This is a genomic window from Flavobacterium sp., from assembly GCF_029945805.1.
GTDB lineage: Bacteria > Bacteroidota > Bacteroidia > Flavobacteriales > Flavobacteriaceae > Flavobacterium.
In genome coordinates this window covers 186,160-202,644 of record NZ_JAQSDH010000035.1, presented here as the reverse complement: position 1 = coordinate 202,644, position 16,485 = coordinate 186,160, and the positions used below count along the sequence as shown (strand labels likewise).

At 32.2% G+C, this 16,485-nt stretch carries 17 protein-coding genes and 1 pseudogene; 9 read left to right on the top strand and 9 right to left on the bottom strand.

From position 1 onward, the window contains the following. Nucleotides 1-224 precede the first annotated feature (224 nt). From PSU83_RS09385 to PSU83_RS09355, 7 genes are all read left to right on the top strand, one after another. A complete protein-coding gene (locus tag PSU83_RS09385) occupies nucleotides 225-815 on the top strand; it encodes a Crp/Fnr family transcriptional regulator (RefSeq protein WP_300589137.1) in 591 nt (196 codons plus the stop codon). After that, on the top strand, nucleotides 815-2,050 hold the full coding sequence (locus PSU83_RS09380) for a hypothetical protein (RefSeq protein WP_300589136.1): 1,236 nt from the start codon (nucleotides 815-817) through the stop codon (nucleotides 2,048-2,050). Before PSU83_RS09385 ends, PSU83_RS09380 begins: the two co-directional genes overlap by 1 nt. 68 nt (nucleotides 2,051-2,118) lie before the next feature. Then, nucleotides 2,119-2,676, top strand: a complete 558-nt coding sequence (locus PSU83_RS09375; protein ID WP_300589135.1) for a fasciclin domain-containing protein — start codon at nucleotides 2,119-2,121, stop codon at nucleotides 2,674-2,676. A gap of 326 nt (nucleotides 2,677-3,002) precedes the next feature. After that, on the top strand, nucleotides 3,003-3,440 hold the full coding sequence (locus PSU83_RS09370; RefSeq protein ID WP_300589134.1) for an OsmC family protein: 438 nt from the start codon (nucleotides 3,003-3,005) through the stop codon (nucleotides 3,438-3,440). A gap of 9 nt (nucleotides 3,441-3,449) precedes the next feature. Then, entirely contained in the window at nucleotides 3,450-3,887 is a 438-nt protein-coding gene (locus tag PSU83_RS09365) for a cytochrome c (protein WP_300589133.1), read from the top strand. Next, a complete protein-coding gene (locus PSU83_RS09360) occupies nucleotides 3,877-5,211 on the top strand; it encodes a cbb3-type cytochrome c oxidase subunit I (RefSeq protein ID WP_300589132.1) in 1,335 nt (444 codons plus the stop codon). The genes PSU83_RS09365 and PSU83_RS09360 overlap by 11 nt, the downstream gene beginning before the upstream one ends. 9 nt (nucleotides 5,212-5,220) lie before the next feature. Next, nucleotides 5,221-7,023, top strand: a complete 1,803-nt coding sequence (locus PSU83_RS09355; RefSeq protein ID WP_300589131.1) for a hypothetical protein — start codon at nucleotides 5,221-5,223, stop codon at nucleotides 7,021-7,023. Between the two features lie 32 nt (nucleotides 7,024-7,055). Here the strand turns inward: PSU83_RS09355 and PSU83_RS09350 are convergent, their stop codons facing one another. The 5 genes and pseudogenes from PSU83_RS09350 to ric form a co-directional block, all read right to left on the bottom strand. After that, on the bottom strand, nucleotides 7,056-7,733 hold the full coding sequence (locus tag PSU83_RS09350) for an anaerobic ribonucleoside-triphosphate reductase activating protein (RefSeq protein WP_300589130.1): 678 nt from the start codon (nucleotides 7,731-7,733) through the stop codon (nucleotides 7,056-7,058). After that, on the bottom strand, nucleotides 7,727-7,891 hold the full coding sequence (gene nrdD / locus PSU83_RS09345; protein ID WP_300589129.1) for an anaerobic ribonucleoside-triphosphate reductase: 165 nt from the start codon (nucleotides 7,889-7,891) through the stop codon (nucleotides 7,727-7,729). Before nrdD ends, PSU83_RS09350 begins: the two co-directional genes overlap by 7 nt. Next, nucleotides 7,875-9,770 (bottom strand): annotated as a pseudogene (locus tag PSU83_RS09340) (ribonucleoside triphosphate reductase); the annotation flags it as partial. The pseudogene PSU83_RS09340 and the gene nrdD, both read right to left, overlap by 17 nt. 15 nt (nucleotides 9,771-9,785) lie before the next feature. Continuing rightward, nucleotides 9,786-9,989, bottom strand: coding sequence for an ATP cone domain-containing protein (locus PSU83_RS09335; RefSeq protein WP_300589128.1), 204 nt, complete (start codon nucleotides 9,987-9,989; stop codon nucleotides 9,786-9,788). A gap of 9 nt (nucleotides 9,990-9,998) precedes the next feature. Then, a complete protein-coding gene (gene ric, locus PSU83_RS09330; RefSeq protein WP_300589127.1) occupies nucleotides 9,999-10,757 on the bottom strand; it encodes an iron-sulfur cluster repair di-iron protein in 759 nt (252 codons plus the stop codon). A 141-nt stretch (nucleotides 10,758-10,898) separates the two neighbouring features. Between ric and nadA the strand changes: the two genes are divergently transcribed. Both nadA and nadB read left to right on the top strand, forming a co-directional pair. Beyond that, nucleotides 10,899-11,828: a quinolinate synthase NadA gene (nadA, locus tag PSU83_RS09325; RefSeq protein ID WP_300589126.1), complete on the top strand. Its 930-nt coding sequence runs from the start codon at nucleotides 10,899-10,901 to the stop codon at nucleotides 11,826-11,828. Continuing rightward, nucleotides 11,828-13,348 (top strand): L-aspartate oxidase, encoded by a 1,521-nt coding sequence (gene nadB, locus PSU83_RS09320; RefSeq protein ID WP_300589125.1) that lies wholly within the window; start codon nucleotides 11,828-11,830, stop codon nucleotides 13,346-13,348. The genes nadA and nadB overlap by 1 nt, the downstream gene beginning before the upstream one ends. Before the next feature lie 20 nt (nucleotides 13,349-13,368). Here the strand turns inward: nadB and PSU83_RS09315 are convergent, their stop codons facing one another. Genes PSU83_RS09315 through PSU83_RS09300 form a run of 4 tightly spaced genes read right to left on the bottom strand, consistent with a single transcriptional unit; the run spans nucleotide 13,369 to nucleotide 16,485 of the window. After that, complete coding sequence (locus PSU83_RS09315; RefSeq protein ID WP_300589124.1) at nucleotides 13,369-13,737, bottom strand: group III truncated hemoglobin; 369 nt, start codon at nucleotides 13,735-13,737, stop codon at nucleotides 13,369-13,371. A 2-nt stretch (nucleotides 13,738-13,739) separates the two neighbouring features. Further along, nucleotides 13,740-14,507 carry an ABC transporter permease subunit gene (locus tag PSU83_RS09310; protein ID WP_300589123.1) on the bottom strand — a complete coding sequence of 256 codons (768 nt, stop codon included), beginning with the start codon at nucleotides 14,505-14,507 and terminating at the stop codon, nucleotides 13,740-13,742. A gap of 38 nt (nucleotides 14,508-14,545) precedes the next feature. Beyond that, a complete protein-coding gene (locus PSU83_RS09305; protein WP_300589122.1) occupies nucleotides 14,546-15,259 on the bottom strand; it encodes an ABC transporter ATP-binding protein in 714 nt (237 codons plus the stop codon). Continuing rightward, a complete protein-coding gene (locus tag PSU83_RS09300) occupies nucleotides 15,256-16,485 on the bottom strand; it encodes a nitrous oxide reductase family maturation protein NosD (RefSeq protein ID WP_300589121.1) in 1,230 nt (409 codons plus the stop codon). The genes PSU83_RS09305 and PSU83_RS09300 overlap by 4 nt, the downstream gene beginning before the upstream one ends.

Genomic DNA, 16,485 nt, shown 5'->3' with positions numbered 1-16,485 from the left:
CAACATTTACAAAAATGTCGCTTAACTTAAACTGTAATTTTTATTTGCATATCCATTATATCTATTTCCGAAGAACAATTTTTAATAAAAATTGTCAAGGTATATTAGGAGAAGACGTTTTTAAATATTATTTCTAATATGACTATAATCATGATTTATAAAAATACGTTAAATTAGATTTGCAAATGGCTTTTGTTGTAGATTACAAAACTTAAAATTAAGGTATGCATATAGATTTAAATTTACTTTTTTCTTGGGGAGCAATTGCTAAGGAATATAAAAAAAATGAGGTGGTTTTTAATGAAGATGAATTTGCCAATTTTTATTTCCAAATTATCGAAGGAACTGTAAAAATGATTAATTTAAATGACGAAGGGAAAGAGTTTACACAAGGCTATTTTTCTGAAGGACAGAGCTTTGGAGAACCGCCTTTACTAATTAATGAAAATTATCCATCCGCAGCAATTGCTATTCATGATAGCAAAATAATTAAACTTTCTAAAGATAAATTTTTAAAAATTTTAGACGAATATCCTTCGATTCAGAGAAATTTATTAAATTTAATGGCTAAAAGAATTCATTCAAAAGCAGTCACTACTAAGGCAATCATAAATCAAAAACCAGAATATAGGATTAATGCCTTTTTAAAAGCGCACAAGAGCGATTTGAATAATGACACAAAACAATTAGTTTATTTTACTAGGCAAGAAATTGCGAACTTTACAGGTCTCAGAGTGGAAACCGTTATTAGAGAACTATCAAAAATGAGTAAACTAAATACTGTAAAAATAATAAACCATAAAATATATTACTAATGCAGTTTACTACAAAATTCGCGCTAAAATTTTCGTTATTTAATCTTCTTATTGTTGCATTACTCGGACTTTTAATGCGCTACAAAATTGGATTTGAATTTCCTTTCCTAGACCAAAAACATTTACAACATTCTCATTCGCATTTTGCCTTTACTGGATGGGTAAGTCACACTTTGATTGTTCTTTTAATTTATTTTTTACAAAAAAAAATAGTCAATTTTGACAGTCAAAAATATACCAAAATTATAATAGCCAATTTAATTAGCGCCTACGGGTTGTTAATTTTCTTTTTCATTGAAGGTTACGGAACGTTTTCCATCTTTTTTTCTACGTTATCCATTGCAGTTGCTTGTATATTTGGTTACTACTATTTTAAAGATTTGAAATTAATCGATACTAATTCTCTCTCTAAAAATTGGTTCAAAGCTGCAATTTTCTTTAATATTTTCTCCTCATTTGGAACCTTTGCATTGGCCTATATGATGATAACGAAAAATATTCATCAAGAAGAATATTTGGCTTCCATTTATTATTATTTACATTTTCAATACAATGGTTGGTTTTTCTTTGCTTGTATGGGATTATTGTTTGATTTACTAAACCTAAAATCAACGGAAAACCCTTTCTTTAAAATGTCCTTTAAGTTATTTTTCATTGCTTGCATACCAGCGTATTTTCTATCTACACTTTGGTGGGATTTAATTCCGAACTGGGTTTATGTAGTAACCGTAATTTCGGCTTTTATTCAAGTGTTCGCTTGGTTCAAACTACTCTCCATTTTAATCAAAACCAAATTAAATATTTTACAGAATTATCCATTTTTCTTAAGGTATATTTTGTTATTTGTAGGATTTGCTCTGAGCGTAAAATTCATTCTTCAATTGGGATCAACCATTCCAGCATTAAGTCAATTGACCTTTGGTTTCAGACCTATAGTTATTGCTTATTTGCATTTGGTTTTATTAGCTGTTATTTCATTGTTTTTACTATTTTACATTTATGCGAATCACTTTTTTTACATCAACAAACAAATTAAATCTGGAATAATTATTTTCTCCATTGGTGTCTTACTAAATGAAGTTGTTCTTGCTGTACAAGGAATTGCATCATTTAGTTACACCGTAATTCCGTATGTAAATGAAATGCTATTTGGCGCTGCAATAATATTAGTTTTCGGTATTGGTACAACAGTATATTTTTCTATAAAAAAAGGTAATATTCACCCACTTTTATGATTACACTCATAAAATTATCCATTCTTAAGTAATTACTTTGTCCCTATAAAAACCAACTGTACTATATTATGAAAAAATCAATTAAATTATTATTATTAATCGGGCTAGTAGTTTTTGTTGGATGTAAAAAAACTGACCAAAGCACTACTACAGGTAACGCAACAGATGATACCACAACGGAATCTGTTGGACAAGAAGGTGTAAAAGATGACACTTCAAATCCTAATATTGTTCAAGTGGCTTCGGGAAGTAAAGATCACACCACTTTAGTAGCTGCCGTTAAAGCTGCAGGATTAGTAACCTCATTAAGTAATGCTGGACCTTTTACCGTGTTTGCTCCAACTAATGCTGCATTTGATAAACTACCAAAAGGAACTGTTGAAGATTTATTAAAACCCGAAAACAAAGATAAATTAGCTAATATTTTGGGTTATCATACCTATGTTGGGACACTAAAACCTGAATATATGCAAGACGGACAGAAGTTTGATATGGTATATGGAGGTAAAGTTACCATTACTAAAAAAGGAGATAAAACCTTTGTAAACGGTTCCGAAATTGTGGCTTCTATTCCAACATCAAACGGAATTATTCATGTAATTGGAGATGTATTACTTCCAAAATAAAATAACTAGTTCTTTATTTGTTTTTAAATAAAGGTGTACTAAAAAAATCATCTATTTTATTAATTCAAAAAAAGCATAGCCTCTAGTAGCCTATGCTTTTTTTGTAGTTGCGATAGAATTCTTTGCTGCAATTAAATTTTTATTGGTTGCTTTTCATTATATGAAATTAAAGAAAGCAAGCATTTTGGAAAGTGAGTGTATGCCTCTTTTTAGTTTAATTGATCGGAATTGTGACGCTTATAATTTAATTAAAATGTGATTTTAATCATATCCTAAAACAATAGTTATCACTTCATTTGTGCAATCACAATTTAAATAAATCAAAGATGGAAAAACATAGTTATACTGTAAATTTAAAATGGGAAAATGATAGAAAAGGAATTATCTCGTCTCCTGAATTACCGCTAAAAATAGAAGTAGCTACGCCACCCGAATTTGATAAGGGAATGCCTAATATTTGGTCACCAGAACATCTATTTACCGCTTCTGTAGTAAGTTGTTTTATGACGACTTTTTTAGCTATTGCGGCATATTCGAAATTTGATTTCATCCACTTCAAATGTGACGCAGAAGGCATTTTAGAGCAGGTTGACGGAAAATACTTGATGACAAAAATTATACTAAAACCGGAGGTAACTATTGCAGAACTTGATAAAATGGAACGTGCCCAACACATTTTAGAAAAATCAGAAGCCGCTTGTTTGATTTCCAATTCGATTAAAAGTGAAATAGAATTAAAACCCATTATAAACATTGAAAATTAGTGCTTTATAATGCTACAATCATCAAAATATTTGATAATTCTTTTGGTATTAATTTGTGCTTTCAGCATCTATAACGTCATTACTTACACTTCAAAATCACAATATAAATCGGTTCACTTATCTGAAAAAGGCATTCAAGGCGAAAACATTTGGCTGAAAAACAACTGCAATTCGTGCCATCAAATTTATGGTTTAGGCGGTTATCTCGGCCCTGATGTTACCAATGTATATTCCAAACAAGGTAAAGGAGAACATTATATTAAAACAATCTTAAATAGTGGTATTCAATCGATGCCAAAATTCAATTTTTCGGAAGTAGAAAAAGAGCAATTGGTTCAATTTTTTAAAGAAATCGACCAAACAGGTTATTATCCAGATGTAAATGCAACAATTGGAAAGAATGGTTGGGTAACTATTAAAAATAAACTATCTGAAAATGAAAACTAATAGATATCCGTTCTATTTCATAATTATTGCATTAGTAGCTTTGTTTTTGGGTATGTGCTTTGGTCTATTAGGTGGTTTACAATATATTTTTCCCGATTTTATAAAAGAAAAACTTCCGTTTAATGCCGTTAGACCATTGCATACTTTGTTTGTCGTTTCCTGGATTTTATTAGCCGCTATTGGTGGAATTTACTACTATTTAAAATCAAATCCGACTCGTCAATTTTACAATAATTCACTCGTGAAATGGCATTTTTGGATTTTTTTAATAACCGGAATTGGTATTGCCATTTCCTATTTGTCTAAAAAATTTGGTGGAAAAGAATACCTGGAATTTCCGAGTTATTATTATTTTCCAATTGTTTTAGGATGGATTTTATTGGGTATCAATTATTTTAAATCGATGCTTTCTTCGTTCAAAACTTGGCCTGTTTATTATTATATGTGGTCCACCGGAATTGTATTAATGATTTTTCATTTTACCGAAGCTCATTTATGGCTTTTGCCTTATTTCAGAGATTATTACATTCAAAACTTAGCAATTCAATGGAAATCTGGCGGTTCGTATGTAGGTTCGTGGAACATGCTAGTTTACGGCACAGCACTATTCGTAATGGAAAAAATTAGTGGCGAAAACCGTTATGCAACGTCTAAAAAAGCCTTCTTTTTTTACTTTTTAGGATTAACGAATTTGATGTTCGGTTGGGCACATCATATTTATATGGTTCCGACAGCGCCGTGGATTCGGTATTTTGCCTACATGATCAGCATGACGGAATGGATTATTCTATTCTCGATTATTTATGATTGGAGAAAAAATTTATCACAAGAAAAGAAAATTCATTTTTCAATTGCCTATAAATTTATGGGGTTAGCAGATTTATGGGTTTTTCTGAATATTATTTTGGCGCTATTAATATCTATTCCTTCCATTAATTTATTCACACACGGAACACATATTACGGTAGCGCATTCCATGGGAACAACTATCGGAATTAATACACTAATTCTGTTTTCTTCCGTTACTTATATTTTTGACACTGAATTTTCATTTACCGACAAAACAATTAAAAATTTAAAAAAAGGGATTCAAATATTTCATATTTCCTTCGTCTTATTTTGGATTACACTTTTGATTATGGGATTAAAAAAAAGCATTTGGCTCTTTGGAAATTCAACCGAAACGTTCAGCAAATTTCAAGAATCGCAACACAGTTTGAATCTTGCCTTTGTGCTGTTTGGATTAGGAATTATATCCGGATTAGGAACAATAATTATCAATTTAATCAGTACGTTCCAACAAAAACAAATAAAAAACATTTAATACAATACTATGTCAAACACTAAAAACAGCCATACTTTTCATATTCCCGTAATGGGATTGGCTTTTACAATTGATAGTCCGATTCGAGTTGCTCATTATGGCATTACTTCAACGGTTTCAATAACTGACGATGATTTAATCGAAAAAATGAGAGCTTTTTACAACGAAAAGTTTAGCATTCCTTATCAAGAAATCACTCAAAAAATTCAAGATTACAGAGCTACTAGAATCACAAATTATTTAAATACGATGGATACTATCGTAAATGAAAAATTTGAAAAATTCAAAAATGATTTAGTTGAAAGCAAAACAGCTTTAGAAAACTATATCGCACTTTTACCAAACAAATCGGATTTAAAAAAAGGATTGCAAGAGTTTATTGATGATGGAATGACAATCAAAGATAACTTAGTTCAGTTTATTGAAAAAAACATTTCTTTGGGTGAAATCGACGTTAATATTATGACCAAAGTCGACAAAGATAACTATGAAGGTGACGTGCAATTACCAATTGAATTCAATGATGCTCATGCATCTTTAAGAGGATTTGCCAACAGTAACCTTAAGTCTTCTGTAGTATTGTCTGCAGGAATGAATCCGAGATTATATAGTTATTTTGAGAATTTCCCTGATTTTTTTCCAGATGAAACTGGTTTTCTAAGAAAAAAAATAATCTTAAAAGTTAGCGATTATCGTTCCGCATTAATTCAAGGTAATTTTTTAGCCAAAAAAGGACTTTGGGTTTCGGAATACCGCATCGAATCAGGTTTAAATTGTGGCGGTCATGCTTTCGCTACCGATGGTTTTTTAATGGGACCAATTCTACAAGATTTTAAAGAAAAACGAAGTGAATTACTTCAATCTACACACGATTTATTGATAAAAGCGTTGACATTAAAAGAAAAGCCTTTGCCTAAAACTATTTTGCCGATAAAAATAACCGCACAAGGTGGCGTAGGAACAGCAGAAGAACATGAGTTTTTATTAGACGAATATCAATTGGATTCTATTGGTTGGGGTTCGCCTTTTCTATTGGTTCCAGAAGCGACTTCCGTAGATGCGCAAACCCGAAAATTATTAGCGAATGCTAAAGAAGACGATTTTTATTTGAGTAATATTTCGCCCCTCGGTGTTCCTTTTAATTCGATTAAAGGCGTTTCTAATGATTATTGGAAACAAAAACGGATCAATGATAATAAAGCCGGAAGTTCATGTCCGAAAAAGTTTTTGGCTTTGAACAAGTCGTATAACAAAGAAGGAATTTGTACTGCTTCTAAAAAATACCAAGATTTAGAATTGGAAAAATTAGTACAAAAGAAAAGTGAAATTTCAGCCACAGATTTTGAAATAAAACAACAAAAAATTACTGAGAAATCTTGTCTCTGTGTCGGCTTGGCAAACGCATCATATATAGAAAATGATATGCCGATAAAAGGCCAACAACAAGGTGTCGTAATTTGTCCTGGACCAAATTTAGCATATTTTGACAAAGAATATTCTTTGCATGAAATGGTGCAACATATTTATGGAAATACGAATGTGATGCACGAAACGGAGCGTCCAAATTTGTTTGTCAAAGAGTTAAAAATGTACGTAGATTATCTACGAAATGAAATCAGTACGTTCACTGATGAAGTTACTGCCAATCAATTAAAAAAGTGGAATTCGTATCGAAACAATATCAATGAAGGAATTGCGTATTATCAAAACTTATTTAAAAACACTTCCTATTTTAAAAATTCGGGTTCAAAAATAGCCGAACAATTAGAATTTTACAAAGAAGCGATTAATACTATTGAACTAAAATCATAAAGGAAGCAAAATTCACTTTTAGATAAGAAATGTTATCTAAATACAACCTGAATGTCTTTAGTAGAAAGAGAATCTGAAGTAAGATTTTTTAAAGACCAGTCGAGTTTTTCAATTGTAGCTGTATTATTTCTAAAATATTGAATGTAATAATTGCCATTGTAGTTATAAGATGCTAAAATGGCAATTATTGTTTTTATATCATTTTCATTTAGCAAATCGGAATGATACGTAGTTCTGACTTCAAAATTAATTTTAGAATTGGTAAGGATTTTTAAAGTGTCTAAAAAAGGTTTAAATAAATTAGATTTAGTGATTTGCTCAAACTTATCGGGCACAGCCTTAAAATCTAAAGCGATATAATCAACCAAATTTTCTTCAATTAAGTGTTTTAAAACTTCAGGTTTGGAACCATTAGTATCTATTTTAACAGCAAATCCTAAAGCTTTTACTTGTTTGATTTGCTCTGTGATATTTTTGTGAATCATACATTCGCCACCACTAAAAACCACGGCATCCAATAAACCTATTCGGGTTTTTAAAAACGAAAGCACTTCATTAAATTCGATAGTTCCTTTCCCAAAAACAATTTCGGGATTATAACAATACAAACAGCGCATATTACAGCCTGCATACCAAAGAATACAAGCTGAATGATGCGGATAATCTAATAAAGTGAACGGTGTAATATAGGAAATTGGTTTACTTAGCACTTCACTTCTTTGAAATGAATACGCTGTTTGTGTTCGCCTTTTTTTCCTATATTAAAACTTTCAACTGGACGATGGTATCCCATAACTCGGGTGTACACCAAACATTTGGTTCTCAATTCTTGATTTTGCTCTAAAATTTGTTTAGTTTTTGTTTGCATCTTGTGTGTTGTTTAAGGTTTCTAATAATTGGTCGTCACATTTCGGACAAAATTCATGTTCACCGTTCAAATAGCCATGAACTGGACAAACGCTAAATACCGGTGTTACTGTGATGTAAGGCAATTTAAAATTGGACACTACTGTTTTTACAAAGTTTTTACACGCTTCTGGAGAACTTATTCTTTCATTCATATACAGATGCAAAACCGTTCCTCCAGTGTACTTGCATTGCAATTGATCTTGTATCAGCAAGGCTTCAAACGGATCTTGGGTAAAATCTACTGGAATTTGAGAACTGTTGGTATAATAAATATTTTCTCCCATTCCGGCTTGTAGTATTTCTGGAAAACGCTTTTTGTCTTCTTTCGCAAAACGATAGGTTGTTCCTTCGGCTGGCGTGGCTTCAAGGTTGTACAAATTTCCAGTTTCTTCTTGATATTCTTTCATTCTGTTTCGAATATGATCTAATAGTTCCATACAAAAATCATTTCCAAAAGAACTGGTAATATCTTCTTTATCATTAGTGAAATTCCGAACCATTTCGTTCATTCCATTGACACCAATCGTTGAAAAATGGTTTCTAAAATGAGACAAATATCTTTTAGTATACGGAAATAAACCCCGATCGTACATCTCTTGAATAAAGATTCTTTTCTTTTCTAATGTTGATTTTGAAATTTCCATCAAATGGTCTAATTGCTTGATTAATTCAGCCTTATTACCACTATACAAATAGCCCAATCGAGCCATATTTATAGTTACAACACCAATGCTTCCGGTCATTTCAGCACTTCCGAAAAGTCCGTTGCCGCGTTTTAATAATTCTCTTAAGTCGAGTTGCAAACGGCAACACATACTTCGAACCGCATTTGGTTTATACGCATTTTCGTTTTCGATTTTATTGCCATTTTCATCCAAAATATATTGACTTCCGATGAAATTCTGAAAATAAGACGACCCTATTTTAGCTGTATTCTCAAAAAGAATTTCTATGTTTTCTCCATCCCAATCAAAATCTTCTGTGATATTCACTGTTGGAATTGGAAAAGTAAAAGGTTGGCCATTCGCATCGCCTTCTGTCATAACGGTATAATACGCCTTATTAATCAAGTTCATTTCTTCTTGAAAATGTTCGTAACGCATTTCTATCAAATTCGAAACGCCTCTTTCTTTGGCTCTATCTAAAACCGATTCCTCCGTGATCTTTTCAAATAAATGATGGTCATTTTTAGTCGGAATCTGCTCTTTCAAATCAGTGGGAACAACCCAGTCGAGGGTAATGTTGGTAAACGGAGATTGTCCCCAACGGGCTGGAACATTCAAATTATAAACAAAACTTCTAACAGCTTTTAAAACATCATCAAAAGATAAATTATCTTTAAAAACATAAGGTGATAAATACGTGTCAAACGAGCTGAATGCCTGAGCGCCTGCCCACTCGCTTTGTAAAATTCCAAGAAAATTTGCCATTTGTCCCAAAGCTTCTCTAAAATGTGAAGGCGGCTTACTTTCGACTCTTCCGCGAACGCCATTAAAACCGTCATTAAGCAGAACACGCAAACTCCAGCCCGCACAATAACCTGTCAAACAATCTAAATCGTGAATATGAATATCGCCGCTTCGGTGCGCATATCCTTCATCCTTGCAATACACTTTGTCCAACCAATAATTTGCGATTATTTTCCCAGCCACATTGTTAACCAAACCCGCATTAGAATATGATGTGTTCGCATTAGCATTGATTCTCCAATCCGTTTGGCTGATATATTCTTCAATGGTTTGTGAGCTGTTTACATAAGTGGTATCATCATTTAAACCATGAATATGTTCCCGCTGTAATTTTCTGGTATGACGGTACAACATAAACGAACGCATGACTGTAAAATACTCTTTTTAAAATAGCACTTTTTCAATCCTATCTTGAAGTTCTTCTACAGCCAAAGTGTTTTTATTTTCGAATGTTGCTAGTACACTTTCAAAAACACTTTCATCATACGGAATGGAAGCACTACTGAAACTTTTCTCTATTGCATCCTTTATTTTAAAACGTTCAAAGGGTTTATAATCTCCATTTCTTTTGATAACATATTTCTCCATACTATAGTTTTATGAGGAGTGTAACTGATTTAAACTTAAGATAGCATTGCACAACTGACTTTCCATTTCCATGGCCTTTGGAAACAAAATATTATTTTCTAAATGGATGTGTTTGTGTAAATCTTCTTCAAACTCTTGCAACATAGAAAAGGTTACTTTATAGGTATTGCAAGCATCAGATGGCGGTGCATAGTTATTGGTTAACGCTGCTATTTTAACAAAACGATCGCCTTCCGTTAGATGTTCCTCCTGCATCATGGCAATCGGATTTTCAACAGTTCCGAAATGTGGTTGCTCAATAGCTTGATTTGTTCGGATTGCATTTTCCATTTTTTTAATGAATGGAAATAAGATCAATTCTTCTTTTTTCATGTGTTGTGCCAATTCACTCGCACAACCTTTAAATAATTCGTTAATTTCAAATAATTCGGGATGATTGTATCCGTGAACTTTGCATAATTTATATAGAAAGGAAAGTAATATGGCTGATTTTTCTTCTACATAACGGTGGTGCGTTTTTTCGATGTAATCAATTAATAAATCGGTTGGCCATGATTTAAAATCAATTGCTCCATCTGATTTTGTTTCTAAAAGTTGTGCAACTTCATTTTCAATTTGAGTAAAATCTAAATTTTTCTTTTCGCAAGCTTCTTCAATAGTACGGTTGCCTTTGCAGCAAAAATCAATTCCATATTTTGAAAAAACGCTGGCTGTTCTGAAATCTTTGGCTACATATTCACCAATAGTTGTGTGTTCTAAAACGTTCATAATGTTATATTTTAAAATTTGTTGATACGAAATTATGAATATAAAAACCCCCCGTTTATGAGTAAAGTCATAGATAAAAAGTTTTATAAAAGTTTATTTTGTATTTCTGTTTTTAAAAAAAAATAAACCTATAATTTCGAAATGAATTCCCTAAAAGCTAAAATTATTCAATTAAAAAAAGATAAAAATGCTGTTATACTGGCCCATTATTATCAAGTTCCCGAAATTCAAGAAATAGCTGATTATGTTGGTGATAGTTTGGGATTGTCTCAAGAAGCAGAAAAAACAAATGCCGATATTATTCTCTTTGCGGGAGTACATTTTATGGCTGAAACTGCAAAGATTTTAAATCCAAATAAAAAAGTCATTCTTCCCGATTTGAATGCTGGATGTTCACTTGCTGATTCTTGTCCACCAGATATTTTTAAGAAATTTGTGGAAGCACATCCCGATCATATTGTGATAACCTATATAAACTGTTCAGCAGAAATTAAAGCACTAAGTACTATTGTTTGCACTTCATCCAACGCAGTAAAAATAGTAGAATCGGTTCCCAAAAACATACCGATTATTTTTGCGCCAGATAAAAATTTGGGAAATTATATTATCCAAAAAACAGGTCGAAAAATGGTGCTTTGGGATGGCTCGTGCATTGTTCATGAAGCGTTTTCAATTGATAAATTATTGGAACTTTATAAAAAAAATCCAGATGCTGAAATAATTGCACATCCTGAATCAGAAGCTCCTATTTTAAAAACGGCAAATTATATAGGTTCAACAGCTGGAATGATTGACTATGTGAAAGAATCCAAATCCTATAAATTTATCGTGGCAACCGAGGCCGGAATTTTATATAAAATGCAACAATTGGTTCCTGAAAAAACCTTAATTCCTGCTCCATCATATCAAGATAATACTTGCGCTTGCAGCGAATGTGCATTTATGAAACTCAATACGCTACAAAAAGTGTACGATTGTTTATTGAATGAAAGTCCAGAAATTAGTGTTCCGATAGAAATTCAAGCGAAAGCATTACTTCCAATTCATAGAATGCTTGAATTATCGAAATAATGATACAAACTAACTATTTAGTCATAGGATCTGGAATTGCAGGATTGACATTCGCTATAAAAATAGCAGAACGTTTTCCGAATAAACAAATTACCATCATCACAAAATCAAGTGACGGCGAATCGAATACAAAATATGCGCAAGGTGGAATTGCAGTGGTTGTGAACCAAATAGAAGATTCATATGAAAAACACATTCAAGACACCTTACTTTGTGGTGATGGCTTGTGTATTGAGGAAGTTGTCAGAATGGTGGTAACGGAAGGTCCGAAACGATTACAGGAATTGATAGATTGGGGCGCAAAATTCGACACCAATGCCAAAGGTAATTTTGATTTAGGAAGAGAAGGCGGACACACTGAAAACCGCGTGGTACATCATAAAGATCAAACTGGTTTTGAAATCGAAAGAACTATTCTTGCGCAAGCACATAGCAAAAAAAATATACATATTTTAGACTATCATTTTGCATTAGAATTAATTACACATAATAATCAGTGTTTAGGAGCGTATGCTTTAAACGAAAAAACAAACGAAATAATTTCGTTTCATTCTGATTACACTTTGCTAGCCACGGGAGGAATTGGTCAAATTTATGGTCATACCACGAATCCTACCATTGCAACTGGTGACGGAATTGCGATGGCTTACAGAGTTAAAGCAAAAATTAATGACATGGAATTCATTCAATTTCATCCAACGGCTTTATATAGCAAAAATTCGGGAACTACTTTTTTAATTTCTGAGGCAGTCCGAGGTTTTGGAGCACTATTACGCACAAAAAACGGCAACAGATTTATGTCTCAATATGACAAAAGAGGCGATTTAGCCTCAAGAGATATCGTTTCTCAAAGCATTGAAATTGAATTAAAAAAGTCGGGTGATGAATGTGTTTATTTAGATTGTACCGCAGTTGATGCAATTGGTTTTCAAAAACATTTTCCCATGATTTATGAGCATTGCAAAAATTTAGGAATTGACATAAGTAAAAATTGGATTCCAGTGCAACCGGCACAACATTATCTTTGCGGAGGAATATCGGTTAATCTAAACGGGCAAACTTCTATTGAAAATTTGTTTGCCTGCGGCGAATGTTCTCGTACAGGCTTGCATGGAGCCAATAGATTAGCCTCAAACTCCCTTTTAGAAGCCTTAGTTTATTCGGAAAGAATAGTTACTTTTTTAGCAAATTATATTCCGAAAAGTCATGAAACTTATACAAAAATTAACGAATGGAAAGTCAATGCTAAAACTAAAATCCAAGATTACAATTGTAAAAATAAAAAGCTGAAACTGCAATTACTAATGCGCCAATATGCAGGTATTGTTAGAACTGATTCTGATTTACTACTTGCTAAAAATCAACTCGAACATTGGGAAAATGAGTTTGTTGAAATAGAACAAAACCATAAAATTAATAAAGATTTTTATGAATTAAAAAACATGATTGGTGTCGCACGGTTAGTCGTGGAGCAATCAATCGTAAGAAATGAAAACCGTGGTGGTTTTTTAAAACACTAAGAAGTAAAACACTAATAAAATTACAATGTTTTAAACATCATAGCATACGAAATATTTAAGGCTCTATTTTTGATTTCATCTGCTTTTTTTCCTTCGAAAAATTTATCTACTGTGGTAGTAAACAATTCATTCCATCTTACAAAATGGTCCTTTGTCATAGCGCTTTTTTCGTTTAATTCTTTGTGAACTACCATAGGATTGCCTTCGAAATTTGCAGTGTAAAAAAGTATATTTTCCCAAAAATCATACATCTTAGGAAGATGGATTTCCCAATTTACTTTGGCTACATCATTGAAAAAGTAGCCAATAACCTCATCTACTTTTACTTTCTCGTAAAAAGCATTGATCAATTTTTCAATATCTTTTCTATTTCGAATATCGGTTTTCATGTTTACAAATCTTTATTTTTAAATCGTCTTAATGAAATATAAAATGGAATTACGGCCCACAAACAAAGTAATAAAAACGAAGCAATCAATCCGAAAGTGGTACCAAAGAAATCTTTGAAAATAGCACCTGTATAGCCCATCATTGCTGAGACATCCAAATGCAAAAGAATTTGAATTCGAGCCAAATCTATTGGACTAAGCGCAGTAACACCAACCATTGCATTTTCTATTGGATACTCTTGAAATTGAAATAGTAAAAACAAAACCAATCCGTCAAAAAGCAACGCAAAGAATAACCAAGTCATGATTGCGATTCCGATCCCTTTTGCTTTATCTCGTGTTAGAATCGAACTTAAAAAAGCCAAAGCGGTAAAGATTACGGTTATGAGGCAACCGTTAATCAGCATCATCAAACCAACACTGTCGGGTGAATTAAGCAGTAACGGAATTCCGGCGCCAACAAAAAAAGCTAGTATCATTGAAAAAGAAAGTCCGAGAAATAAGCTAATCCAAATCTTTTTTCGTTTGATGGGTTGACTCAATAAAAGTTCAATAAATTCGGAACTATTGTATAAATAAATCGTGGCAAAAAGTATCGAAACTAAAGGAACTGTAAATAAAATTACGTTTAAAATAGTTAAAATTCCTTTAGCTGAATTATCTTCTAAAGCAAAAGAACTCCAGGATAAAATAGCTAAAATAAGCGTATACGCTATGACTATCTTGCTTTTTAAAATGTCGAGTAATATGATTTTTATAATTCTATTCATTTGTAATTGCGAGGCGCGAAGCAATCTCTGATTTTATATTATTTTGATTTTTTTGATTTAAGTATAGAAGCGATGGCTTTTGAAATCCTATCTTCATTGGTTTCTGCTTTTAAATCTTCAACTCTTTTATGAAAATGAACTTCACCATCTTGCATGAAAATAAGTTCGGTAATCAAATCATCTAATTCACTTAATAAATGGGATGTGATTAAAATAAGTTTCCCTTTTTGTTTTTCTTTAATGATTTTTTCTTTCAAGATTTCAGAGGCTAACGGATCTAAACCTGCCGTTGGTTCGTCTAAAATTAACACGTCTGGGTTGAATAAAAACGCTAAAACCGCACTGACTTTTTGAGTAGTTCCGCCTGAAAGTGTTCGCATTTGTTTGTCAAACATTTTTTCAAGTTCGAAAGCTTTTAGCAAATCTTCATCCAATTCATGATTTGAGTTCCGAATTTTTTTAATCATGTCAATAATTTGGCCAATAGTCATATTATCCGGATAACGACCAATTTGAGGCATGTAACCAATGTTTTCACGATAAATGTATTCGCCTAAAACTGATTTTCCATTAAATTCAATTGCACCATTATCGGGTAAGACCATCCCAAGAACCGATTTTATTAAGGTCGTTTTTCCACAACCATTTGGGCCAATTAACGCGATACATTGTCCTTTTTTACACGAAAGCGTTACCTTTTTTAAAACTTCTAATTTTCCGAATTTTTTATTTATATCTTTTATTTCAATCATAATGGCATTGATTTGATTAATGGCGTTTTATCTAAAAAATTATCTGGCGTTATACTCGGTAGAATTTTTTCTGACTTATCTAATAAGGTAATCATAAAACTTCGGTACAAGAGCATAGCGGATGGCGTGGATTCTGTTAAAACTGCAAACAAACTTAACGGATGATAGGGAACATCACCAATTCCGTTTTTATCCAAATCATACCCTTCGTATTTGTCCCAAAAATTAGAGTCGAACGTATTTAAAACTAAACTTCCGTTGGTGCTGATATCAAAAGTATTTTTAAAAAAATTGTTGTTTACAATTACATTATCCATGCAACTAGCTTGAATTTTCAATCCCCAACCGTTTGAAATAAAAACGTTTTTTTCAATTTTATTTCTGGACGCACCTTCCATGTAAATAGCCGATGTGTTTTTGATAAATTTATTATTAAAAATATAACTGTCCGTAATGTCTTTAAGTAAAATTCCGTGCGATGAATCGCCCCAATTTTCTTCAAAATAGTTGTTAAACATTTTTACGTTTTTCGTGTACATCACAGAAACACCTGCTCCATTATTTTCAAAAACATTGGTAATGTAGGTATCGCTATGAGAAAACATAAAATGGAGTCCGTACCTAACGTTATTGGTGCTTATATTTCTCCAAATCAGAGAATCGTATACAAATTCGAAATAAATACCATCGCGATGACCGTCAATTGTATTGCCAATAATTAAGATTTCATTTGATTTCCAACAATGAATCCCATTTCCAAGTTGTTGTTCTTCTTTACCATAAGCTTTTAAAGAATTATTTTTTATGGTGCACTTTTGGCAATTCTGAAGGTATATTCCAAAAAAATTATCATCTAAAACATTGTTTTGAATCGCAACATACTTTCTGTTATATACTTTTATTCCACATGGGTCGGTGATTGTTGCATACGAAGATCGTATCACTTTAAAACCATCAACTACAACGCTATCCGCTTTTACAGATAGCACTTCGTGTTTTTTTTCACCATCTAAAACGGGTAAACCTTTACCTATAAAGACAATTTTTTTATCAATTATTATATTTCCTTCTTTATATAATCCGGTATGAACCATCAATGTATCGCCTTTTTTGGCAACTTCAATTCCTTTTTTAATAGATTTGATAGGATAGCTTTTGCCCACATGAATGGTGGTTCCCTTTACTGAGAATGAAAAAAGCAAGGCTATAATTAAGAAATGTTTCAT